24 protein-coding genes and 2 pseudogenes are annotated in these 22791 nt (G+C 59.7%); 8 read left to right on the top strand and 18 right to left on the bottom strand.

Going from position 1 to position 22791, the window contains the following annotated elements; genetic code table 11:
* Positions 1-19: 19 nt before the first annotated feature.
* A complete protein-coding gene (locus WGT02_RS08380) occupies positions 20-322 on the bottom strand; it encodes a hypothetical protein (protein WP_208248306.1) in 303 nt (100 codons plus the stop codon).
* A gap of 335 nt (positions 323-657) precedes the next feature.
* Here WGT02_RS08380 and WGT02_RS08385 point away from each other — a divergent pair, with 335 nt between their 5' ends.
* Positions 658-957 (top strand): DUF736 domain-containing protein, encoded by a 300-nt coding sequence (locus WGT02_RS08385; protein ID WP_024318408.1) that lies wholly within the window; start codon positions 658-660, stop codon positions 955-957.
* A gap of 161 nt (positions 958-1118) precedes the next feature.
* Positions 1119-1288: pseudogene (locus tag WGT02_RS08390) on the top strand (DUF736 family protein); the annotation flags it as partial.
* 129 nt (positions 1289-1417) lie between these two features.
* Here WGT02_RS08390 and WGT02_RS08395 read toward each other — a convergent pair.
* On the bottom strand, positions 1418-2611 hold the full coding sequence (locus WGT02_RS08395) for a DUF1173 domain-containing protein (protein ID WP_208248304.1): 1194 nt from the start codon (positions 2609-2611) through the stop codon (positions 1418-1420).
* A 264-nt stretch (positions 2612-2875) separates the two neighbouring features.
* Between WGT02_RS08395 and WGT02_RS08400 the strand changes: the two genes are divergently transcribed.
* A complete protein-coding gene (locus WGT02_RS08400) occupies positions 2876-3019 on the top strand; it encodes a hypothetical protein (protein WP_208248302.1) in 144 nt (47 codons plus the stop codon).
* Between the two features lie 67 nt (positions 3020-3086).
* Here WGT02_RS08400 and WGT02_RS08405 read toward each other — a convergent pair whose 3' ends face one another.
* The gene (locus WGT02_RS08405) at positions 3087-3479 is read right to left on the bottom strand and encodes a hypothetical protein (RefSeq protein WP_225039599.1); all 393 of its coding nucleotides are present in this window, start codon (positions 3477-3479) and stop codon (positions 3087-3089) included.
* A complete protein-coding gene (locus tag WGT02_RS08410) occupies positions 3476-4186 on the bottom strand; it encodes a ParA family protein (protein ID WP_208248300.1) in 711 nt (236 codons plus the stop codon). The genes WGT02_RS08405 and WGT02_RS08410 overlap by 4 nt, the downstream gene beginning before the upstream one ends.
* Positions 4187-4549: 363 nt before the next feature.
* On the opposite strand from WGT02_RS08410, the gene mobC reads away from it, so the two are divergent.
* The 3 genes from mobC to WGT02_RS08425 all read left to right on the top strand — a co-directional run bounded on the left by mobC (position 4550) and on the right by WGT02_RS08425 (position 7631).
* Complete coding sequence (gene mobC / locus WGT02_RS08415) at positions 4550-5023, top strand: plasmid mobilization relaxosome protein MobC (RefSeq protein WP_318246544.1); 474 nt, start codon at positions 4550-4552, stop codon at positions 5021-5023.
* Complete coding sequence (locus WGT02_RS08420; protein ID WP_208248299.1) at positions 5023-7416, top strand: conjugal transfer protein TraA; 2394 nt, start codon at positions 5023-5025, stop codon at positions 7414-7416. The genes mobC and WGT02_RS08420 overlap by 1 nt, the downstream gene beginning before the upstream one ends.
* 125 nt (positions 7417-7541) lie before the next feature.
* Positions 7542-7631, top strand: coding sequence for a hypothetical protein (locus WGT02_RS08425; protein WP_231052139.1), 90 nt, complete (start codon positions 7542-7544; stop codon positions 7629-7631).
* 64 nt (positions 7632-7695) lie between these two features.
* Here WGT02_RS08425 and WGT02_RS08430 read toward each other — a convergent pair whose 3' ends face one another.
* From WGT02_RS08430 to WGT02_RS08490, 13 genes and pseudogenes are all read right to left on the bottom strand, one after another.
* Positions 7696-9741 (bottom strand): type IV secretory system conjugative DNA transfer family protein, encoded by a 2046-nt coding sequence (locus WGT02_RS08430; protein WP_208248296.1) that lies wholly within the window; start codon positions 9739-9741, stop codon positions 7696-7698.
* Positions 9738-10766 carry a P-type DNA transfer ATPase VirB11 gene (gene virB11, locus WGT02_RS08435; RefSeq protein ID WP_024317092.1) on the bottom strand — a complete coding sequence of 343 codons (1029 nt, stop codon included), beginning with the start codon at positions 10764-10766 and terminating at the stop codon, positions 9738-9740. The genes WGT02_RS08430 and virB11 overlap by 4 nt, the downstream gene beginning before the upstream one ends.
* The gene (gene virB10, locus WGT02_RS08440; protein WP_024317093.1) at positions 10726-11976 is read right to left on the bottom strand and encodes a type IV secretion system protein VirB10; all 1251 of its coding nucleotides are present in this window, start codon (positions 11974-11976) and stop codon (positions 10726-10728) included. The genes virB11 and virB10 overlap by 41 nt, the downstream gene beginning before the upstream one ends.
* Entirely contained in the window at positions 11973-12788 is an 816-nt protein-coding gene (locus WGT02_RS08445) for a TrbG/VirB9 family P-type conjugative transfer protein (RefSeq protein ID WP_375679367.1), read from the bottom strand. Before WGT02_RS08445 ends, virB10 begins: the two co-directional genes overlap by 4 nt.
* Complete coding sequence (locus WGT02_RS08450; RefSeq protein WP_024317095.1) at positions 12785-13477, bottom strand: virB8 family protein; 693 nt, start codon at positions 13475-13477, stop codon at positions 12785-12787. The genes WGT02_RS08445 and WGT02_RS08450 overlap by 4 nt, the downstream gene beginning before the upstream one ends.
* 29 nt (positions 13478-13506) lie before the next feature.
* Positions 13507-14532 (bottom strand): type IV secretion system protein, encoded by a 1026-nt coding sequence (locus WGT02_RS08455; RefSeq protein WP_024317096.1) that lies wholly within the window; start codon positions 14530-14532, stop codon positions 13507-13509.
* A 10-nt stretch (positions 14533-14542) separates the two neighbouring features.
* The gene (locus WGT02_RS08460; RefSeq protein ID WP_024317097.1) at positions 14543-14755 is read right to left on the bottom strand and encodes a hypothetical protein; all 213 of its coding nucleotides are present in this window, start codon (positions 14753-14755) and stop codon (positions 14543-14545) included.
* Between the two features lies 1 nt (position 14756).
* Positions 14757-15458 carry a type IV secretion system protein gene (locus WGT02_RS08465; RefSeq protein ID WP_024317098.1) on the bottom strand — a complete coding sequence of 234 codons (702 nt, stop codon included), beginning with the start codon at positions 15456-15458 and terminating at the stop codon, positions 14757-14759.
* Positions 15459-15471: 13 nt separating this feature from the next.
* A complete protein-coding gene (locus tag WGT02_RS08470; protein WP_208248294.1) occupies positions 15472-16563 on the bottom strand; it encodes a lytic transglycosylase domain-containing protein in 1092 nt (363 codons plus the stop codon).
* Positions 16560-18973: pseudogene (locus WGT02_RS08475) on the bottom strand (VirB4 family type IV secretion/conjugal transfer ATPase). The gene WGT02_RS08470 and the pseudogene WGT02_RS08475 overlap by 4 nt, the downstream one beginning before the upstream one ends.
* Before the next feature lie 3 nt (positions 18974-18976).
* Positions 18977-19276 (bottom strand): type IV secretion system protein VirB3, encoded by a 300-nt coding sequence (locus WGT02_RS08480; protein ID WP_024317100.1) that lies wholly within the window; start codon positions 19274-19276, stop codon positions 18977-18979.
* Positions 19277-19279: 3 nt separating this feature from the next.
* Positions 19280-19618 carry a TrbC/VirB2 family protein gene (locus WGT02_RS08485; RefSeq protein ID WP_208248292.1) on the bottom strand — a complete coding sequence of 113 codons (339 nt, stop codon included), beginning with the start codon at positions 19616-19618 and terminating at the stop codon, positions 19280-19282.
* 38 nt (positions 19619-19656) lie between these two features.
* Entirely contained in the window at positions 19657-20772 is a 1116-nt protein-coding gene (locus tag WGT02_RS08490; protein ID WP_208245192.1) for an IS630 family transposase, read from the bottom strand.
* Between the two features lie 28 nt (positions 20773-20800).
* Between WGT02_RS08490 and WGT02_RS08495 the strand changes: the two genes are divergently transcribed.
* Complete coding sequence (locus WGT02_RS08495) at positions 20801-21085, top strand: LexA family transcriptional regulator (RefSeq protein ID WP_225039569.1); 285 nt, start codon at positions 20801-20803, stop codon at positions 21083-21085.
* A gap of 31 nt (positions 21086-21116) precedes the next feature.
* Here the strand turns inward: WGT02_RS08495 and WGT02_RS08500 are convergent, their stop codons facing one another.
* Positions 21117-21653: a lytic transglycosylase domain-containing protein gene (locus WGT02_RS08500; protein WP_374046182.1), complete on the bottom strand. Its 537-nt coding sequence runs from the start codon at positions 21651-21653 to the stop codon at positions 21117-21119.
* 562 nt (positions 21654-22215) lie between these two features.
* On the opposite strand from WGT02_RS08500, the gene WGT02_RS08505 reads away from it, so the two are divergent.
* On the top strand, positions 22216-22785 hold the full coding sequence (locus WGT02_RS08505; protein ID WP_029710268.1) for a hypothetical protein: 570 nt from the start codon (positions 22216-22218) through the stop codon (positions 22783-22785).
* Positions 22786-22791 lie beyond the last annotated feature (6 nt).

Genomic DNA, 22791 nt, shown 5'->3' on the forward strand with positions numbered 1-22791 from the left:
CGCCAGTCGTTCTCGCCCGTCAGTTCTTTCCAGCGATCAGGGCTTGCGGCACGTCGTCTTCGCGGTGACCACGTCGCATCGCCCCGAAATTCGGCTGCGCGGCGAGGCCCAGCCGGTCAATCGCCGGAAAAGGAGTTGTCGATCGACCTGCGCAGTGACTGAAGCCGCTGTCGAAACATGCCACGTCGATCGTCTCCACGGGGCTCGTCACGCCAAAGTTCGCCAATGTGTATGATCGGCGCGACAGGTGATTGACTAGGCTGACACTCAGGGACAGCAATCCGTCTGTCTCCGACAGATGGGCATTCTTGAATGAGAACATGCGCGGCCCTTGCAGCCTCGATGAGGTGCGCCCTCGGCCCGCCATTTCCGTCCCTTCAATCTGCGCAAGGCACACCCACCGCTGTCTCGATGGGGCATGTCTGACCGGGGACCGCCTCGCGATGCTCGGCTCGATCGTCCTCCCGCAACGGCCGGCTCGTTTTCTTCCCCTGCCGGCTGCGCCGTCATTCCTCGCGATAGCCAAGAAAGCCTCGGCCCATGGCCGTCCTCCACTTCGTTGCGGCCCTGCGGGTGCGGGCCGATCGTCGCCGGTCTGATCGACAGCCATCGAGACCGCGATGGGCGCGGCTCGAGCAACAGAAAAGGAATGCGACAATGGCTCAGATCGGCACCTTCACCCGCGACGAAACCGGCGCCTACAACGGCACCATCAAGACCCTCACCCTCAACGTCAAGGCATCCATCAAGCCCTGCGACCGCGACAACGATCGCGCCCCGGACTTCCGGGTCACAGCAACTGGTGTCGAGTTCGGCGCCGGCTGGAGCCGGACCGCGCGGGAAACAGGCGCCGAATACCTCTCGCTCAAGCTCGATGACCCCTCCTTCACGGCCCCGGTCTACGCCTCCCTCGTCCAGGGCGACAAGGGCGAGCACAAGCTCATCTGGTCCCGCTAATCAGGCCAATGGCGCTCCGCTCACTGCGGGGCGCACCCCTTCCACCCCTCGGTATTATGCGGAGCAGGAACCCACCGCAAATGCCGGCCAAAGCGGCATTTGGAGATCGATACTCCGCTAATCCTGCTCTCTGCATAATCGACATATGTGGAGCTCCGCATAATGTCGAGTTCGGCGCCGGCTGGCAGAAACAGGCCCGCGACACAGAGCGCGACTGCATCTCGGTCAAGCTCGACGATCCGAGCTTCCCGGCACCGATCTACGCGCGCTGACCGAAGTCCCGGGCCAGGAAGGCCTCCAGCTTATCTGGTCGCGCAACACGCGCCGGTGATAGGGATCGAGCGACATGGACAACAGGATCGGAGATCTGGTGCTCGGCGTCCAACGACAGTTTTGAATCGGTCGCGGTGCATTGATTCATGTGCTTGATAGGTCAAAATCGACGCCACTCCTCGTTCTCCTAGGGCAGGGGCGGCATGTCGCCATCGGCGACGCGCCAGACCCACGGCGTCATATCCGGTCGCGCCTCGATCATCTCCTCAAGCGCAATCTCGAAGTCCGCGCCGGCGCCGGGCGGCACGACATAGAGCGCTGCGGGACAGGGCTTCAGCTCGGGAAGCATCGCGTTTGCGAGCGGCTGCGTGGTCGCAAGGTTGAAACGAAGCCCCTTGACGGTTTTTTGGCGCAACTTGGTCAATCGTTCCAGCAATCGCTCTTCGTGGATGCTTTCGACCGGTAGCCACTGTTCCGTGACGACCGTCAAGGCGATCTCGTTGACGGCGATTGCTCCCGACGCTGACGCGCCGATCGTCGCAATCGCGATCAGGTGACAGGTCCCGGTTGCTTTCCAGATGTCGAATTCGGCGGCAAAACGCGCGTTGAGGCGACGCCACGAGGCCTCTTCCAGGAAAAGGGAAAAACCAGGCAGGTGTTTGGCGACAATCCTTTGACCACTGCGTGTCGGCGTAAATTCCTTTATCTCGCAGATCAGAACCATCAAGGGTTTTGAACCGGTGGCTCCAGCGTGAAGAGAGGCCAATGCCGCGCCGCGTCGCTGTTCGATCGCGTTTCTATCGTCGAGCCGGAATGGTTCCGGTACGAACAGCCGATCGGCGAGTGGCTCTCCTTTGACAGACATGGTGCGCGCCGCTTCCAAAAGGTGGTTGCGAACCTGCGGCCAGTGCCGCTTGCCCGCCCAGTGTGCGGTCCATTCCGTCAAGCCGCCCTGATGCCAGAGATAATGGAGGAGGGCACGCAGTGACATCTTGCGGGCATCGTTCTTGACGGACTCTGAGCCCGCCGATGTCTGCGTTGGCGCGGTGCGCGGGCCTTTCGTGGAAAGGGAAAAATTCAGCTTCAAAGAAGCAACCCCGCTTTCCGTATCGATCTGGATAGCACTGCCGATCAGGGAGCCCAGCCCCGACAATTCGTAGGGTGGCTCATGAGATTCGCAGTCAGACGCGTGCGCACCGCCGGTCAATGGCATCCGTTTAATGACGAGTTGGTCCCCGATATTGGCAATGTACATCGCCACGCCAGGCGTCTGACAAAGACAGACCGGGCGCAGCTTCGATCGATAGGCCATCGCCAGGTTTTCCTGAATGCTTGCGGATTGCTCCTCGACGACTGTGTTGCCGATTTGGAAACGCCTCATTCCTGCAATGTCTCCTTGAGTGTTTCGAACACTCGTTCCGGTGCCACACGAGACCAAACCCTGTCTGCTCAGAACTGCGATTGTGCTGTGAGCGGAAAAGCCGCCTCAAGGTCGCGCAGTCCCTCCAATTTTGCCTGCGCTTGCGCTCCGACAAAATCGGTTCCTCCGCACGCCGGCTCCGCCGGTCGCTGATGCGAACCTTGACCCGTCTCCTCCCCTCACAGCCGCGCCGGTCATCTTTCACAAACGTCAATGGAGACGACGATGACGACCGAACAGCACATCGAAGAACTGCGCACTGAGGCCCGCAACGCCCCGACCCTCGAAGAGCGCCGGCAGATCGAAACCGAACTCAACGCTGCGATCGAGCACCTCGCCGCCGAAATCGCGAACCTGTCTCCGCGCTAGGAGGCATTTTGGCGTCTGCTTGAGATGACCCCGCCATATCGACCGGCTGGATCATCTTCGACGACACTCAATAACCGTTTTCCTTCAGATAAAAGTCGATCGCCGCCTGCATGATTACCGTCATCTTCACATCGTTCTCGTGCGCCGCCGTCTTCAGGCGCATCTTGGTCTCGTGGTTCAGCGCAACGTTGACATAGAACTTCGCGTCGCGCTCTTTGGCGCGCTTCAGGTTCTTGAGCGCAAGCCGCGCTCCTTCTCCGGCAATAGCTCGGGTGGTTGCCTTTTGCTGGCGCACACTCTGCGAAAGCTTGGCCAGGATAGGGGCCTCGACCGACGGCGCAGATCCTTCTTCGGCGAGACCTTCGATCGATCTCGCGTTCGCACCCCCGGCATTGTGGTCGGCTTTGACAGCGTTCGATGCGATGATGAAGTCGTCAAGGTCCAGGCTCGGCTTGTTCATGCGGCAATGCCCTTGAGGTGGATCGATCGTTTGCTCTCGATTTCGTTGACGAGCGCCTGAACTTCGGCGCGGGCCTTTCGGACGCTGTCGGTCAAGTCCTGCATCTGCAATGTGCCGAGGCCGTTTTGGATCGCGCGATAGATATTGCGCTCGAACAACTCCGTATCGAGAAGTGCAGTGCGATAGGCGGCTTGCTGCAAGCCGGCAACGAATGGCCGGATATAGCGATAGGCTTCGAGGTTGCGCCCCGGGATAGTCACGCGCGTTCTCACATTCAGATGCTGAATCTTGGTACCCGCTTCGTCGTTTATCTCGTTGACCATGGCGACCGCCTGTCCAGCCGCCTCGATCTCCTTGATCGCCGGTTGAATGGGAGAGATGACCAGTTCCGAGGCGCGAATGATGCTCGTCTGAAGTGAGCTGTCGACGCCAGGTGCATCGATCACGATGAGGTCGAAGGACGTTGCAAACCGCTCGATGGCCGTCTCGAGCGTTCGTGATGTCGATGCGGTCGTGACTTCGATGTTGTCGGGCACATTTTGCTTGTTGTGGCACAGTCGCCACCATCCCGACAGGTTCTGCCTGCTATCGGCGTCGATCAGAAGCACACGCTCGTTTCTAAGCGCATACTCCCCCGCCGCCAGGGTGACGAGCGTGGTCTTGCCCGCGCCACCCTTATTGCTCACCGCGGCATAGATCCGGCTCATCTTGATCGACCCTTTGAAAGCTGACGTGCTCAGTGTCTCTGTGAATATAACTCTATACGTATAGTAATCGTCAACCGAAATGCTGGCGATCAAACACATTCTATGGGCGATCGCCCCTAGAGTGGGATCACATGCCAATGGCACACGATGTGATTACACGATGTGTCTGTGTCGAACTAAAGTATTTAAATAGCGTGTGAACACGCGATGTGATTGCTCACATTGCGCACATGGCTGTTGTCCCTGCGAAGCTTCGTTCGTTCGCGGTCAGGCCCCATCAAGGCTCTCCGATGACAGCTTGAAAAAACAATACTAAATACGTATAGTGATGTTTGGCAGGATACGCAAATTTGTGATACAAATTTGCTGACGATCGACGGACAAGCCGTCGATGGCGCCTGCGGCGATTGTTTCGAAGAGGATGAAATGGCGGCAAGCCAGCGCAAGGTGATCGAATCGGGAGCGGCAGACAAGCGGAAGGATCGGGTCGTGCACGCGCGTTTCAGCACCTCCGAAATCGCCGTCATTGCGCGCGTTGCCGCAGGCGCCGGAATGACCATCTCGGCCTTTATGCGGTCACTGACATTGGAAGGCGCGGGCGTCCGCCCCTTCTTCACCGATGACGACCGGGCAATTCTGGATCTGCTTTTGTCGGACATGCGGGCGATTGGCGTGAACCTCAACCAGCTGGCGCGCGCCGCAAACAGCAGCGGTCACGTTGATGCCAAGGCGATCTCTGCTCAAACGGCAGATATTCAAAAGATCGTCGCCGCCGTCATGCTCGAGCTCAGGCGTTTCGCGGCGCGCGGCGCCCAACGGCGGCGAGGAACCGCCTGATGGAGTTCTTCTTCGGTGCGTTCGAGAATGAGTGGGAGCGGCGTAGGGCAGCGCTGCTACACGAGCGGTCGCTGGGCCGGGGCAAGACTTTGGAGGAAGAGGAGCGCCGGCGCCGCGGCGGAGCGGTCCCGACCGCATCTCTTGTCGCCGGCCGAATGCATGGTGGGACCAAACGCGGCCGCCGTTCGGCCGGGTTGAGGGCTGGATTTGGCGCCGGCGAACCTTCCATGCGGTCCCGGTTTGCATCACTCGCGTCCGGCAGCCAACCGGCCGTGGTCAAGATGGCGTCCTTCGGTGGCGGCAGCAGGCTTGGCGCGATGATCGGCTATATCTCGCGCAACGGCGACGTCGTCGTCGAGAACGAGCGTGGCGAACAGCTGCGGGGCCGCGATGAACTGTCCTCGGTCCCGGGTGAGTGGGACCACCTGATGAAGAATCGCGCCGAAAGCCGCGATATCGGGTCATTCGTGGTGGAGGTGAAGGAGCAGTTCGATCCGGCATCGGCTATTCACGAGCAGGCGCGGGCGATCCTCAAACGCGGGCTTGGTGACCGGATGTTTGCCTTTGCCGCATCGCCTCGCAATGATGACACGGGCTTTACCATCGAGGGCGTCACTGTCTTGCGCGACAGCATGGGTGAGCGCCTCACCGGTGACGCGAAAGCATCGGCGATCGTGCAAGGTCGTCTGGATGGTGACGAGGGCGAGCAGAGCGTGGCAACGATGTTTCGCTTCACCGGTTACGGCAACGGCACAGACTACGGCTCCGCCCGGCTTCGTGATCTTGTCGGTCGACACCAGGGCGTCGTTCACGATGAGCAAGGCGGTGCGATCACGGATGCCAAGCAGGCCGGTGATGTCGTGCAGCTCAAATGGCGCGACGGCCTGCATAGCCGCAAGCCGCGCGACGTCATGCATGTCGTCCTCTCGGCACGGGCCGGAACGGATGTCCAGGCTTCCCATGCCGCCGCACGAGGGTTCCTGGCGCAGGAATTTGCCGGTTACCGCTATGTGTTTTCCCTGCATGACCCGTCGAAGGACCCAAAGCCCGAGGAGGCGGGCGGCAAACGGCCGCATGTGCACGTCCATGCGATCGTTGCCATGCGTTCGGATGCCGGCGATCGGATCGAAACGACGATTTCGGTGTTTCGTCGCTGGCGGGTGACGATGGCGGAAAAGGCACGCGCGCACGGCATCAATATGGAAATGACCGATCGGCGCGAGCGGGCGAGTGCCGCGGCCTATGGCAAAAACCAGGTGCGTCCGACAAATCGCCACGGGCGAACCGAACACGAGGCAACGAGCGAGGCCGCGCAGCGACGATATGATGCGAAGCGGTCCGACAGACATAGCTTGCCTCAAACAGAGCGAAGCCGACGCTATACTGATTTCGCTAAGCGCCAATGGGAGGCTGTGGCCACAGAACATGGCGGAGAAGGAGTCGAAAGCTTCGCTCAATCGCAGCTTATCCGTTTAGAATCAGAAGTGGTGCGTGATCATCCCCGAGTGCCTGGTGGGCGTAAGACGGAAAGTTTGCGCTCGCAATTCATAACGCATCTGGTATCTCTGGATCAGATCGTTTCGAGGGATGAGCCAATGCGTCAAATGAGCCGATCCGAATTCGAAGCCTATGAGAAGCGTGTCGAGACCGCCCTGTTCCAGGCGGAACGCGTCATTCCCGCAAACGAGCGCGCAAACTTCGACGAGATTGCCTCTGCAGCCCGTGAGCATGTAAGTGTGCGGCGCGAACTGATGGAACTGCAGGAGCAAAACGGTGAGCGGATCGCCAGCGATGAGCCAAGGCTGCGCGAAGGTGACAACGATGCCAACGTGCGCTGGGACGAGTCGGTCGCGCGCCATGGGCTGCGGACCGTCGAAGCAGCAAACGAGATCATGCTCGAGGTGGAGCACTACCGTGAAGCGATCGACCTCGCGGATGCAGGCGAAGGCAACGCCAATAAAGCGTCGTTGCAGGCAAGCCTGGACCTTGTAATTGCCCGTGTGGGTGAGCTCGGTGCCTCCGGCAATACATTGATCCGAGAAATCGCCGAGGTGGATCACGACCTCAGGATTGCGATCGAAGCGGCCGAGCGCTCGCCGCAGCGCGGTGGCAAGATGACACAGGAAGGGAACGGCACCTCGGTGATCCAGACGTCACCTACCGCTCTGGACGTGTTGCGCGATCATGACGATGAGGCAAGCCGTGTTCAAACTGAAGAGGAACGGGACAGGCCGGTCGCCGATATGACGCAGCAGAGTCGGGATCGTCCAGCTCCTCGATCAGGCGATGCGACGCGCTCCGATCCAGCCCAGCAACATATTCCGAGCCTCGACCAGCTCCAGCGCGAGACCGATGAACGGCAAGAGCGCGAACGCGACGATCGCGAGCGATAAGGCGGCTGATCCATGCGAGGCGAACGCGCGGCGGGCGGTCCGGTTCGTTGCAGGGCTGAGAAGCCGGTACGCCGCGCTTCTCGCTTTGGCCAGGTGTCCGATCAGCTGTCTTTCAACGCTACATCATGTTTTACATCGTCCATGACCACGCCGTCCGTATCGAGCGGGTTTTGCATGGCGCCCGCGATTTGGAAGCCATCCTTGGGGACAACTAGCGACGTGCCGCCTCTCGCGTTGGGCCGCATTTGCCATATGAGCCTCCTCGTGCGGAGACCTGGCCTATTCTAAGCCGATTTCGACCGGATCAGGGATGGTTTGCGCCAAAATCTCCTTGATGTTCTTCCGCCGCGGCAACGGCATATCGGGTACTGCAGCAAGGGACGCAGCAATCGCAGCTTTCAAACGACTACCTGTCGGTAACAACTTTTCTTCGACTTGCGCCTGCCGATCGCCGGCCAGTGCACCTTCGGGCGATATCAGCTTCGATTTCGCTTTCCGACTTACGCTGGATCTTGGTCTTGCCCGGATGCTGCGCGCTACCTTCTTCGCGCCTGTCTCCGCACTCTCAGTTGTCGTGTACATGTTTGACATTGGGGCGTGCGCTTGACCTCCCTCGGGAGGGAGACTTGACACGGTCTCATCTCCCGCTGCGATGGCGGGAACCCGAAGGGTCGCGGCGAACTCCGTTTCCGGAACGTCGACGGGATGTTCCGCGGCATATTTCGCAGCACTCCTGAATGGTTCGCTCACGTGATAGCGAAGCTTTGTTTGGAAGATCGGACGCTGACCCTCGACCAACAGGATGAAGCGATCTTCCGGCATCTGCCGAACCTCCTGCGGCATCAGCAAGTCGCGCTCACGTATCTGCTCGACCTTGGTGCGACGGGGAAGGCTCATCAGTTCCAGTGTCCGGGATTCCGATTGGTAGCGAATGGTACGCTTGCCAAGCGCCCGTGAGGAATATTCGGCGGTAGCCTGATCATTAGCGCCGAGAATGAGCTGCAGGCCGCAATTGCCGAGAAGCGAGTGCCGCGCAGTTTCTCCGTAGATCTCATCGAGGTTTTTAAGGTCCTGAATGATGAAGGCCATCTTGACGTTGTAGCCGGCCACATAGGGCAGCTTGTTCATGATCTCGTCCATCTTCTTCAGCTGGCGGAATTCGTCGAGCAGGAAATAGACGGGAAGGGCGCTCGAGTTATGCTCGCGGGTGAGCAGCTCCATGGTCTGCTGCACGAAGAGCGTCAGCAAGGGTCTCAGGATCGTCATGTCAGTGATATTCGGCGCCAGGTAGATCGTGACCGGCCGCCGCTGAAGGGACGCCAGGTCGATGTCGGTCACGTTGGTAGCGGCGATAACGCGCTCGTTGCGAAACGGTGCCAGAGCCTTTTGAATATCCAGAAGGGCAGAACGTGCCGCTCTCTCATTCAGAGCGATATAGGCATTGAAGCTCTCGGTCGTGAACCTGGAGAGATCGGGCTCCTTCTCCTTGATCCGCTTCATCAGGACCTGCAGATCGACGCCTGAGTTGAAGAAGCTGTTGACTTCGCCGAGGTTGCAGCGGTTCTTGTAGTGCGGGCTTTCCAACACGTAACTGATGACGCCCGCAATCACCTGCTGAGCAATCCCTTGCCAGATGGCGTTTTCCGAGCCCATTGTTTCGGGAATGAGGATACTTGCCATGTTCTGCAGGTCGAGCGTGCGGCTACCACGATCGGTCCGCACAAAATCCAGCGGGTTCCAGCGGTGCGTCTTGGCCGATCCCGGCGAGAACAGGTAGACGCCGTTACCGCTGTGCGCCCGGTAGCCGGCGGTGTGCTCGAATATTTCGCCTTTCAAATCCGTGACGATCATCGAGCCCTTGTGCATCAGAGCATTTGGAATGACATAACCGACACCCTTGCCGGAGCGTGTTGGGCCGATTACCAGATGATGGCGGTCATCCTTGCGGCGAAGAATTTTGCCTCCGACGCGGCCGAAGACATGTCCATCCTTCCGAAACCAGCCCCCACGTCGCAGCGACGCCATGTCCTGAAATGCGGCATCTCCCAGCGGGTTTGCGGGACGACGCAGTCCGAATGCGGCCGCAGCAGCTGCGACGAAAATCGCTGGACCCAAAGATCCGATTGCCACCAGTCGCAACGGCCGGCTGTTCGAGTAGGCGACGAATTGCTGGATTGGCGCCAAGGGATTGGTGGTCGTCATCAAATGCAGAATTCGACCATCCTTCCAGACAAGCAGCAGGATCAGGCTGTAACTCATCATCCAGACGGCTGCGGCGATCAGCACGCAGAACAGCAGATAGATCGAAAGATAAGATCGGCTCATGGCACGCGCCGGGCATAGTAGATCTCCGATACGCCGCGCCGGCCACCGTCACGGCGCAGCTGGATCACCACCGGTATCACCATGCGGATGTAGGACATCAGATCCGGCTTCGAATAGCCCGACGACAGCCCCGCCTGCATCATCATCATGGCGAGCTGCTCATAGGCCCCCATGGGCGTATCGGCGTGCACGGTCGACATGCTGCCGGGATGACCCGTGTTGATGGTGCGCAGGAACGCGAAGGCCTCGGCCCCGCGGATCTCCCCGACGAATAGCCGATCCGGCCGCATGCGCAACGATGCCTCGAGAAGCGATTGGATTGTCACATGGGCCGTCCCCTGATCGCCACGCGATGCGACCAGATGGACGCTGTTGCGATGAGGCGGGAAGAGTTCGCGTGTGTCTTCGAGCGTCAGGATGCGTTCGTGCACGTCGATGCTCTTGAGGCAGGCGTTGAGAAAGGTCGTCTTGCCGGTGGACGTGCCGCCGCTGATCAGGATCGACACGCGTTCACGGACGGCCGTCTCGACAAAGTCGTGGATGCGGTCCGCCTTCAGGAGCGCGACAAGCCTCTGCTCGGTCCCGCTCAATCCGCCGACGGTGACGGAAACCTTATCGAGCGCGCCGCTATCGCGATACTGCGCCAGCGTGAAATCGCTGATCACCTGCTTACGGATCGAGATGGCGCCCCCATCAGGAGCAGCCGGTGGAAGAATGATCTGGATACGCTCGCCGCCCGGCAGTGCGGCACTGAGCAGTGGATTGATGCGGCTGATGAACTGGTTGCTCGTGGCGGCCACCCGCTCGCCGATATGTTCGATCTCGGTCCCCGTCAGGGCCGGGATTTCATGAAACTCCATATGCGGTGAACCGAGACGCTCGATGAACACCTCGCCCGGCCGATTGATGGAAATCTCGACGACTTTTGGATCGGCGAGAAACTCTGCCAGCGGGGAGAGCGCCCGCTTCAGGAAATAATGCGGATCATTGCCTGACGCCGCGACCCGTGCCAAGGCCTCGCTCATGCTTGATCTCCTTCAAGGCTGCCTCGACCGGATCCGGATACATGGCGGAGAAGTCGAGATCCTGGCGGACATAGACGAAGATGCGCTCACCCTGGTGGACGCTGATCGTCGGCGGAATTTTGAGGTTTTCTCCGAGCGCCTGGTTGGCCATGTCGGAGAAGGTCTGGGCGATGGTCTTGCGAGCCAGGTCGGCGGCGCGTTGGGAATCGGACTCTCCATTGTTACTGCTGCCGGAACTGTATTGGCCGGTGCCATAGCCGGTAAGATAGGATGAGCCAGCACCGACAATGGAGAGCAGGACGGCCGAGCCGAAACGCTCGCGCCATTTGTTGTCGACGACACCGGTGAGGCCGGACCGGCCGAGGCTGTCGGTGCCGATGCTGTTCAGCCGAACGGAAACGCCGTCGTCGCGCAGGAGCCGTGTCCAAATGACGAAGATGCGCTTCTGCCCACGGGTCATATCGGACTGGTATTCGCCAATCAGCCGCGTTCCCGTCGGAACGAGGATCCGACGGCCATCGAAGGAATAGACGTCCTGGGAAGTGATGGCGCGGATCTGACCAGGGAGGTCGCTGTTGATGGCAGTTTCAAGAATCCCGGGGATCAGCGTGCCCTCGGGGATCATGGCATCCAGCCGCCCGATCTGACGCGCCTTGGCCGAGCGATCGCCAATTGCCGAGGCCGTTGCCAGGAACTTGCTGTTGCTATCCTCACCCGCCACGGTCGGTGCACCCTCCGCAGCGGCACCGGTCAGCGAGCCGTCTCCGCTGTCGGCCTTGGCGGAGTCTGTAACAATCTGCTTGGAAAGAAATCGCTTCGGGAATTCCTCGGGCGGCTGTTGCTTCTGTTCGGCGGTTTCGACGGCGACGGGCGGAGGCGGAACATTAAATTCCGTGGTATCCGAATGGTCTTCTTTCTCTTCCTCCGGCGGCTGCGGAAGCTGGATGATATTCTCGGCCGGTTTCTGCTCGGGCTTGCGGTCCTCACGGAGAAAGGACGGCGGCCGGAAGGTGGTCGTGGAAAATTCTTCGTCACCCTGAGGGACATCCCCTGGACGCTTTTGCGGTGCGAAGACGATCACATAAGCGAGTGCTGCCCCCCCGAGCAACAGCGCAGCACCGCCGATGAGCTGCTTGCGCCGGGCACCCTGATCGCGCACTTCAGTCTCGTCCGCAGCCAACATCGCCTCGAGTTCGGGCGATCGTTTCATCCGTTGCCGCTCCTTCTTCGCATTGTCGCCTTGTCATCCGGCACTGGCCCCATGATCGCTGGATCCGGGGCGCCGAAATCGGGCTTTCTGAGATTGAAGATGCAGGTCCACTGGTTCCCGTCGCGCAGCGTATATTGTGCAGCGGTTCCGTCGACGACGATGTAGTCGCCCTCGCGCCGGAAATTGCGCAGGGTCTCGGTGAAGTCCGCGTTGACAGCAAAGATCGCCGGTACTCTGTCGCCGAATTTGAAGAACGTCTTTTTACCATCATCGAAGACCATCAGTGGCTTCAGCCGGCCATCGCCGGAAAAGGAATAGTCGATGTTGACGTTGGCCTTCTCGATGCCTGAGATGTTCGGGTAGCCGGCGCGGACTTCCGCCTCTTTTCGAAGCGAGGCGTTCAGGGCCTTGTCGGGATAGATGAAGCGAATGCCGAACACCAGTTTGTTGTCCTCCGGCGCATAGTCGTTAAGCTCGAGATAGTAGATGCGCTTCGTCGTCACGACATTCATGTTGGTCGCGATGTTCTTCGCCTTCGGCTTGACGAAGAGGATGTTGCCCTTGTCGGTCGGTACCACGTCCCAGCTGTCCGTATCGCCGACGGCGATCGTTTCGAACTTCTCGTCTTCGTCGAAGATGATCATCGTCGAGACGCCGTAGGTCGCGAAGACACGTACGACGTTGTTCGCTTGATAGACGACGCTGGTGACGCGAGGGTCGAGACGGCCCGCCAATGGCGTCTCGGCGCCTGTGGCGCTGTCGGCGCCGTTAATAGCCATGACGGCAATGGCAAAGAGAAGCGGTTTGATCACTGGCCGCTCCCCGTCACCGTTTCCTGGTCGCGGCGATAGTCATAGGCCTGGAAGCCCAGAGGGTTCTCGAAGCGCCACTCGTTGGTCGCCGGCGTGTCGGTGTAGCGATAGCGAACCACCGCGATCCAGTGGTTGGTAACGGAATCGGTGTCGGAGAGCTCCGTCGTCGAAAAACGAACGATGCCGGTGGAGTTGTTCGGGAGGGTGACCGAAGCGATCTCGGTGGTGATGCGCTTGCTCTTGCCGTAGACCTTGGCCGGGTTCTTCGCATTGGTGGCGCTGTAGAGGTCCTGCAGCTCGCGCGCCGCATTGCCCGTCGACAACAGTGCCGCTATGCCGAAATTCTGTTCGATGGCATAGGGATCGTACCCCTCGCGAGCCCGAATGTATCGGACGATACTGGCCTGGGTGATCGCCTGCTGTTCCGTGAGGTTCGTCGGTCGCGTTAGACCGGTCTTCACCTCGATATAGCCCGTGCTCCTGTCGACTTCGACGATGTAGGGCTCGAAGCTTTTCAGCGGCACGAGCATGACGAGGGCGAGCAAGCTCAACAGCGTGATGCCGCCGAAAATCGTTGCAACGAACCACGCAAGCGTGCGCGAGCGCTTCGCCTTTTTGACGATCTCCTGCTCCCAGATATCGCCGCTCTGATAATAGGTGCGTAGATTGAGGTCTTTGGAATCGGCCATAGCAAATGTCTTTTCGGAAACGGTTCCGTTCAGGTTGGCGTGCTGTTCTGGGTGATGCGTGATTGCATGGCGGAACGCGTGCCGGAGGCATCGTCGTTACCGCCATTTCGGGCGCGCTCGCCCAGACCCCGCCCGGCCTGGTAGGCGGCTCTCCCAACGCTGAGAGCGGCCTTACCGGCCGCAAGCGGTACCCTTACGCCGGCAAAACGGGCAATGTTGGTCGCCGCGTTGCCGATGCCTGCAGCGATTCCGCCAGCGATGCCCTGGCCCAACGACTGGATGTAGAGCATGACGAAGCCGCCCGCGATGCACAGCAGCAGGAAGCCGGCGATATCGGCGAGCGTGAGTGTTCTCGAACCACTGGCTGCGTCGATCTTCAATAGTTCAGGATTCATGGCGGCAATCAGGAATGCGGCAATGACGTAGATGAACAGCGGGATCAGGGCGTAGGTGAGCAGCTGATTGAACCAGCCAACGCCGTAACCGCGCGTTCTCTCGAACAGCATGCAGCTGATGAAGATAGGAGAGGTTCCAATCAGCACCCAAAGCATCACCTTGGCGAGGATCAGAATGGCAAGCGCGATCGCAATGAAGACACCGGCGCCGACCATGATAGTGACGCCGATCATGCTTGGCAGGATGGTGAGGTAGCCAGACTGCTCGGCAAGAGCCGAGGCCGCCTCGTTGGCGGTGCGCCAGATCATCGACATGCCATTGGTCGGCTCGGAAATTCCGGTGCCGGATGCTGCCAGGATCGCACGGCCGACGTCCTCGGGCGTGTCGTTGATCCAGCGGTAGAACAGGTTGTTGAAGTTGCCCCAGGAGCTGACCAACGTAAGGATGATCATCATACGCACGATGCGTCCGACGATTTCGCCGACGCCGAGCCGGGCTGTTCCCATGACAAGCTGGAGCCCGTACCAGGCGACATAAACGACGAACAAGGTCTGCAGCAGCGGCATGATCTCGTTGCCGACGATCGTATAGGCTTTCTCCGAGAAGCTCGTCCCCGAGTTCTCGATGCGGTCGAGCAGATCACCGAGAAAATCCTGCATTGGCGCGTTCCTAATGCTGATCCTGATCCATCACGCCGATCACCGCAAAGGCCGCGGCCGGATCGTTCACGCGTCGCATCGGCCCGCACTCATGCCTCGGATCGCCCGCAAAGGACGTGAGATTGACCGGACGCCTGCAAGGCGCCGTCTTTTCCTTGACGGTGCCGCAGCCGGCAACGATTGCCGCGACCAGAAGAGCGGTGCCGATTTCACGCTTTGCCATGTCAGTTCCCATAGGCCAGCGCCTTCTTGGTGTTTGAAATATCGGTGAGACGCCGCTGGTTCTCCGCTTGCAGGGACGTGACGGCGCCATTCATGACGCCGATCATTTCGTTGAGCGTCAGGCCTGATTGAACCTGCAGCTGTGTGTTCTGATCGATCGAACCCTTGATGTCTTGCGCTGTGCCGATCTGGCCCCCTGCCTGCTCGAAAGCGCTGCGTCGGCTCTTGATCGCCTGCTGCGACCCGTTGACGAGTGCCGATACCCCCAGGACCGTGTTCACCAGCTGCTCGTAGGATTTGTCGCCGGAAAAAGTGCTGTCTTCTTTGCCGGACAGCGATTTGACCAGTTGCAAACCGTTGATGAACACCGTTGCGCCCTTGGCAATGTCGCCGCCCATGTTGCCGAGGTTCGGAACGCCTTCTTTCAGGATGCTGTCGAAGGACGGGATCGCCGAGACGCTGAAGCCGCTGCCGATGGCAAGGTCTTTCAAGGGGGCCGCCGTGCTGCCGCGATCGCCGGTGACCGCTTTCAACGTATCCTCGACGGTCGTCAGGATATTCTTGTTCGTGTCCAGGATCTGCCTGGTCGTCTCCGCGGTCTTTTGGGCGACCTTATAGTTGGTCCTGTCGATCACCGGCACGTCAGCCAACACGACGCTCGGCAGAACGTGCAGCGCAAGGCTGCTCAGCACGATGGCTCTCATATCGATTCTCCTATCATTGCGGCTGCAGCATCAGCTCAACCTGGTCCTCGTTTTCCCGTTTCTCGATGCAGGCCTTGTGCGCATCGCTCCAGACGAGGTTCTGGCGCGGGTCGCAGAGACCGGTGACGTCCCGTGGCTTTTCATCGCCCTCGTCATGGGCGGTGCTTCGCGACGAGCTGGAAAGATTGACCGAGGACACGGCATTGCTGGCGTTGACAAGATCGGCCATCGCCGTGCCGAGCTTGATGACGTTGTTCATCATCTCGAGATTGGCGTTGCGCACCGTGGAATTATGGTCCCAGCTCTCCTGGATGGTGCCGGTCTGAAGTTGACCGAGCTGCTGATACCAGCTCGAAACATTGGCAAGGCTGTCGCCAGTCGCCGCAGTGGTTCCCATCGCGTTCAATGTCGCGGAACGCATTCCGGCATAGGCCATCTCGCCACCCCCGAAATTGAGGAGTATTCCTGATTTGTCCGAGCCGCCGAATGCCGGCAGCCAATCCTGCGTGATACTGCGGACGTAGCCCTGCGTCTCCTTGAACGGCGGAATTCCGCCATACCTGTTCACATTGCCGGGGCCGGCATTGTAGGCGGCGAGCGCCAGCGAGACATTGTTGTCGTAGCGGAGCAACTGCTGCCTATAGTACCGCGCGCCACCGCGCAGGTTTTCCTCGATATTGTTCTCGTTGACGCCGAGCTGGGCCGCCGTCCCCGGCATAAGCTGCGCCAGGCCCGTGGCGCCGGCACTGGATTTGGCGCAGGGATTGAAACGGCTTTCCTGGTAGACCAGCGCGAGGAACTGGTTCTCATCGACGCGTTCCTCGCGGGCGACGCGCCGTACGAGGCCGGATATTTCAGGATTGGCGCTCGCCGCACCAACCGGATCATTGCTGCGGCCCGGCCGGTAGACCGAGCATGTCACCGAGGTGTGGATCGTATGGCGATCGTGGTCGGTATCCTCGATGTCATCAGTCGTCTTGTCGCGCTCCTGGTGCTCACCGAGATTGATGCCATCGATCACGGGGACGTTGGCCATCGCAACGCCTGCATCAAAGCCGATCAGCAACAGGGTCAGGACGGAGACCGGCAGGGGGCCTCGGCTCATGTGCCATCCTCCCAGCCACAAAAGGTAGGGAGCCATGCTCCGGCATCATCGCCATGGGTCTCGCGCAGGCTCGCGCATTCCTCGATCGTTTCCTTCCGTCCCGACAGAACCTTGATCAGATCAGGCATCGAGCTGAGATCGAGCCTGGCAATCACGCTGTCATGGCCGTGCTTGATCAGGAAGGCCCGCTTCTCCGGCGGCGTGTTACGGATGAAGTTGAACTCCTTCACCGTCAGACCGAACCCGCCGATATAGCTTTCCTCATCCGCCCGGGGATTGGGGAAATGGATATTGGTCGCCGATTGTTCGATCAGGGTATGCGCCGCCGGCGAGCGGACGATGTCGGCGGCCGATTGCGTTCCGAACCCGACGATGCCGTTCAGCTTTCGGATCGTCTTCGCCTTGTCGATGATGAAGTCGCTGAAGGTTTGATCCCTCAATAACCGCCAGCCTTCATCCATGAAGATCATCACCGGCGCGCCATCGAATAACTCATCGAGACGGTGGTAGATGTACATCAGCGCTGGCGTGCGCACCTCGTCATTGTCGAGGATGCTTGTCATGTCGAAGCCGACGGCGTTTCGATCGGAGAAGGACAGAACATCATGGCGAGCATTGAACAGCCAAGCCTTCTCGCCATCTATCCATGGCCTCAGACGCGAATGCAGATCGTTGGGATCAGCTCGCGATCGGCCGGTCAGCAGACCGGAGAGGTTGGAAAGATTGCGCTCTGCGGCCGGCTCCTGCATCAGCCGCACGATGGCGCGCTCGAGCACGTCCTCTTCTTGTTGATCGAAATCGCCACCATCGCCACGCCGCAGCATCGTTTTGAGGAGGCGCAGGAGGAATTCGCGGTTCTCGCCGATGTTCTCAAGCTGCAAGGGATTAAAACCGGTCTGCGTTCCCGGGGTGAGCACCTCATAGGTGCCGTTGATCGCCCGGATGAAAATTTCAGCACCCCGGTCTTTGTCGAAAAATACCGCCTTAGGCGTCGGTCGCACACGGAACGCCTGCGCCAGAAGGAACGTCAGCGCCACGGTCTTGCCTGAACCGGTCGGGCCGGTCACCAGGAAATGGCCGATATCGCGCTGATGAAAATTGAACCAGTAGGGCGTCTGGCTGGTCGTCTCCAGGATGGTGATGGGACTTCCCCAGTGCAGGCGCTCGCTCTGGCCGGACGCGAAATTATGCATCGACGAGAGGCCGGAGAAATTGGCGCTCGACAACATCGCTTTTCGGGCGATGTAGGCATGGTTGCCTGGAAGCTGGGCCCAGAAGGCCGCCTCTGCGTTCAGATCTTCGCGCAGCCAGTTGATGTTCATGTCGGTCAAGCAGGCGCCGAGTTCGGACACCACCTTGTTGATGCCGTCGAGGTCGCGCGAAAGGCAAAGCAGGGAGAGATGATGGAAACCGAACACCGCTTCCTGGTTCAGCAGACTGTTCAGCGCGAAATCGATATCGTTTTCGACATCGCTGCCGGCCTCATCGGACGCGCGATCTGCCGCTTCAGGCGGGTGATGCGCTCTTGGGCCACCGGTTTGTCGGCGATCGTAAAGGACTGGGTGAGGATGAACTCGTGGTTCACCTGAAGGAGCCCATCGAGCATGCCGGGACCGGTGAAGGGGGGATATTCCTTGATGGAGAGCATCGCGCCATAGCGGTTGTCGTCAGGCGTCGCGCCCTGAGCCTGTAATGTTCGCCTCGAAAAGTGCAGTCGTGAGGCTCCGACGTAGTTGGCAATACCCATCCTGGGCAGGCGCATCTTCCGCGGGATGCCACAGGTCAAAATGGTGTTCAGGAACTCCAGCGGCTCCGAATAGGGTTCGCCGGCGCGATGGACGACGCCGAGTGCGCGGGCGCCGTACTTGCGAAGATCGCGCACAATGTTTTCCGTCAGCTCCTCGAGCTCGCCGACCGCTTCGCGCAGTTGCTGGTCACGCAAATCGCTGCCCGCTGTACGATCCAGGAGGCGCCGCAGCTTGTCGCCGATCGCAAGCGGGCCACGCATGCCCGAGCGAACAATGGTGAGATAGAGTTCGTTCGCAAACAGTCGCTTTTGGGCAAGTGCTGCCATGTAGCGGCGGTTAAGAGCAGCACAGAATGGGTCCTCGTACGCGCCCTCCTGAGCGGCATCAATCTGGCGGCGGATCACCGTCGACCAGATTGAAAAGCGGCTCGATCCGAGCGCCCTGATCATCGTGTTCTGGACTGCCGAGCGCATGTTGAGCTCGGCCTGGTCCTCTGTCTGGAAGAAGAGGCCGTCGAGTTTGATGACACTCATCAGCGCGCCATCGGCGAGATTGACGACCGTATCCGCCACATGCCTGAGATAGGGGATGTGTTTCGACATCGGCCGTTCGCGGCCGCCGATGACGCCGAAACCGAGCTCTTCGCGCACGACCTTCAGCATGGTTCAAGGCCCATAGGAATTGCCGCCCCAGAAGACCTTGTTCGGCGTTCGCGGCGTCAATCGTGTTGAGACTTGAAGGACGTCCAGAATACGAGCGTCCCAGGTGCAAAGGGTGAAAAGAGCCAGATAGGCGATCGGGGCGGTCAGCAACGCCCACAGCCTGTTGGTGGCAAGCCAGGCGATGATCGTGAGACCCATGACGATGATGGCCGCCATGTACGGCACCCCCCACAAGGTCGGCGAGCGCGTCAGACCGATGATCAACGGGGTGAGGATCGGCTTTGTGAGGTCGGGCTCGGCCATGACTTAGTGCCCGACAACGGATATCAGTGCATCGACAATGCCCGGCCCCCCAAAGACGAGACCAATGCCGAGTGCAACGCCGCCCACGAGGAGCCAGCTGAGGCGACCGGCAAAGGCGAGGAAGCCCATCGAAATTACCGCGATGATCGCGCACAACCGTCCAAAGGGTCCGGTGATGAAGTCGACGATCGCCTGCATCACGGCCTGAAGTGGTGCGAAGGCCTGGCTCGTTTGCTGCGCCATCGCCAAATCGGCGCTGAAAAACTGGGCTGTCGCAACGAGCGAGCAGATTGTCACGATGTGGAGCGCCCGGGATTGCCGGAAAGTATCGGGAATCTTCATGTCCTTCTCCTCATGCCACTAGTGCCGCGCCACAGAGATTATGACTCTTTGACGGGGTAAGCTTTGCGGAGCTTTTGGCGGGCTTTTTCGGTTGTGAACATCCATTGGATCTTTGCGCCATTAGCGTTGCGTTGCTGCTCCCAGGCTGCGACTTCGGCGATTATGGTGTCTTTATTGTCGATACGACGGTCGAGGCATTGGCTGCGCAGGACACCGATCTCGATCTCGACCATGTTGAGCCAACTGGCGTGCTTGGGCGTGTGGTGGAACTCCAGTCGCTTCAGCACCCTTCGAGCCTCCGGGGCTGGAAATGCGTCGTAAAGCGCCCCGGCGGAATGGGTGGAGAGGTTGTCCATCACCACGCGGATGATCGGGGCGTCGGGATAATCGACGTCGACCAGTTCGCGCATGCACTGGGCGAAGTCTTGGTTGGTTCGCCGATCGGTGACCTTCACCCTGCGCCAGGGCTGGTGGGCGTCCATGAAGACAAACAGATTGACCGTGCCGTTTCGGCGATACTCGCAGTCGTAGCGTTCAAGCTGGCCAGGCTTGGCCGCAATGGGCTCGCGCACTTCGCCGATGAGTTGGGTCGGGCTCTCGTCGAAGCAGACCACGGGCCTTTGTGGATCAGGCGTCTCTGCGTAGAGGTCGAGAACATCCTCCATGCGCGCGACGTATTCCCCATCGAGCTTTGGGATGCACCACATGTCTTTGCGCCAAGGTTTGAGATGATTCTCAGCCAGCCGGCGACGTACGGTCTCCGAGGACAACTCGTCATGATCGGTGAGTCGGACCATCTCATCGGCCAGAAGCTCCAGGGTCCAGCGGGCTCGCCCGGGCGGCGGCTTTGAGCAGGCGGTCGCCACCAACAGCGCCTCCTCCTTGCTCGATAGCTTGCGCTCAACACCCGGGCGCGGTTCTTCACTGAGCGCGCCTTCCAGATTGGCTTCCACAAACCGGCGCTTGGTCCGGTAAATCGTCGATCCGCTGACGTTCAAGGTTGCCGCGATCACCTCGTCGCTGAAGCCTTCGTCCGCCGCCACCAGGATCTGGGCGCGCTTGATCTTGCGCGACGCATGGCGTCCCCCGCTCAACAAAACGGCCAGTTGATCACGTTCCGATTGGCTAAGCTCTACGTGAAACTTTATATTCATCGACACCTCCTTCAGCGCGGAGACGCAGATGAATCCGAAAATGAGTCCCTCACTTGACCCGCAAGCCGCAACGGCAAGACATGGCCTTACGCAAGTCCAAGGCCAGTACCTGGCCTTCATCTACGCCTACAGCCGCATCTTCAAACAGCCTCCGGCCGAAGCCGACATGCGTCGCCACTTCGCCGTTACGGCTCCGTCTGTTCACCAGATGGTGCTGACCCTCGAGAAGGCAGGATTTATATCCCGCGTGCCAGGCGCAGCACGCAGCATCCAACTTCTCATCCCACCAGAAGACTTGCCCATTCTACGATAACCCAACCCGTCATAATCTCTGTGGCGCGGTACTAGAATTGCATCACGCCGCCAACGAACTTTGCCGTGGCGGTTGCGCCGATGACGCTGTTGCTTCGAGTTGATGATCGGTCGCCGTCGCCCGACTGCAGCGTCGCGCTCTTTACGCGGAGCGGCTGGAGCCCAAGCTGATAGTTGAGGACGGCTGCGACATAGGCGACGGTCTCGGGGTAGGGCGGCACACCGTGATGGTCGTAGATCGGCTGCTCACCGGCATTGTAGGCGGCTGCCGCAAGCAGCGGGTTGCCGAACTGGTCAATGAGCGAGCGGAGATAGCGGACACCACCGTCGATGTTCGAGACGGGATCGCAAACGTCGCGTACCCCGTAACGCTGCGCGGTTGCCGGCATCAACTGCATGACGCCGCGCGCGCCTTTCGGGCTGTTGCGGATCCGATCGAACCGGCTTTCGGTCCAGGCGATCGCCGTTGCAAGGCTTCGGTCGACGCCGTGCTTGTCCGCCGAGGCGATGACCAAATCACGGATAGCTGCCGGGCCAAGTGGCGACGGCCCGCAACGGCTAGTCGACAAGTGACTATGACTCAGTTCGTTATGTTCATCGCCGACGGTTTCGTCTTGTCGCGTGTCATATTCGCGTTCTAGAGCGATAGAGACGTTCGGTTCAGCTATACGTATATAGTAATACGAAAGATCGCGACTTGCGTTGCTGAGAATGCCGTCTTTCCCCATCGAAAACTCTTGTCTCGCGTCCGCCTGAAGATGTGAGAGAACTTGATCCAGCGCAGTGCCAATGTTCCGTTTTTCGTTTGGAAAACGGCTAAAAGCAAATGATTTCAGATCGTTTGCGCTGATACCAGTCATGGTGCCGGCAGTCAGTGCCATGATCGTTGCGGAAAAAAGTATGCCCTTCATTGCACGCCTTTCATCCAGAACTACGCTCGACAAAAACGGTTGTCGTTTCCTAAGAAACCCGCTAGCCTAACCCAAAACAATAACTCAATACGTTATCTGCTACATCGAAAATGCGGATTGTGGAAGCCCGAAAAGAAACTTTTGAGCGAGAGCTTCAATGATTACGAATTTAGTGAAGTTCCGAAGGTGGGCTTGCAGCCTGGCTTTGGTCGTGCCGGCGATGCCGTCATCGCCCGCTTCAGCTGCGGGGGTGGTCGACGAGGTCTATGTGAAATCGCTTGCAGCGCCTGGGAAGACGGTCCTGGTCATCGAGTACTACGACGGCAATCGGAAGGTCGTCGGCCGACAGGGTTTTGCCTCGGCCAGCGGTTTTAAAGCCGCGTCGCCGACCGACATCCGCGTTGACGATAAGGTTAGGCTGCATCTCTATGGCGTCGAACCGTGCGCCGGCGAAATGGTAAATCGCGAAGAGAATTTCGCCGGCCGCTGTGAGGACTTCGCGCGGACCCAGCTCGAGATCCTGCTGAAGAACCCCAAGGTGCTGTTCTGCCGTGCCTTTGTCTCGGAAGAGCATGCGCCGAGCCAGGATGTCACCTGTTTTGGCTATTACAATATTCCAGGCACGCTCGACACTGTCGCAAACCTTGAGGAACAGCTCGTTTCGCTCGGCGCACTGAGGCTCGCGAAAAAGCCGGGCGGATCGCTAATGCGGCCCGATCTTGGCGATGCGGAGAAGATCGGACGTGGCGGCTTCGGGATGTGGGCCGATCCGAGGGTGCAAGGGCAATGAAGGGGC

Source organism: Rhizobium sp. T1470 (assembly GCF_042140505.1).
Taxonomy (GTDB): Bacteria; Pseudomonadota; Alphaproteobacteria; order Rhizobiales; family Rhizobiaceae; genus Rhizobium; species Rhizobium favelukesii.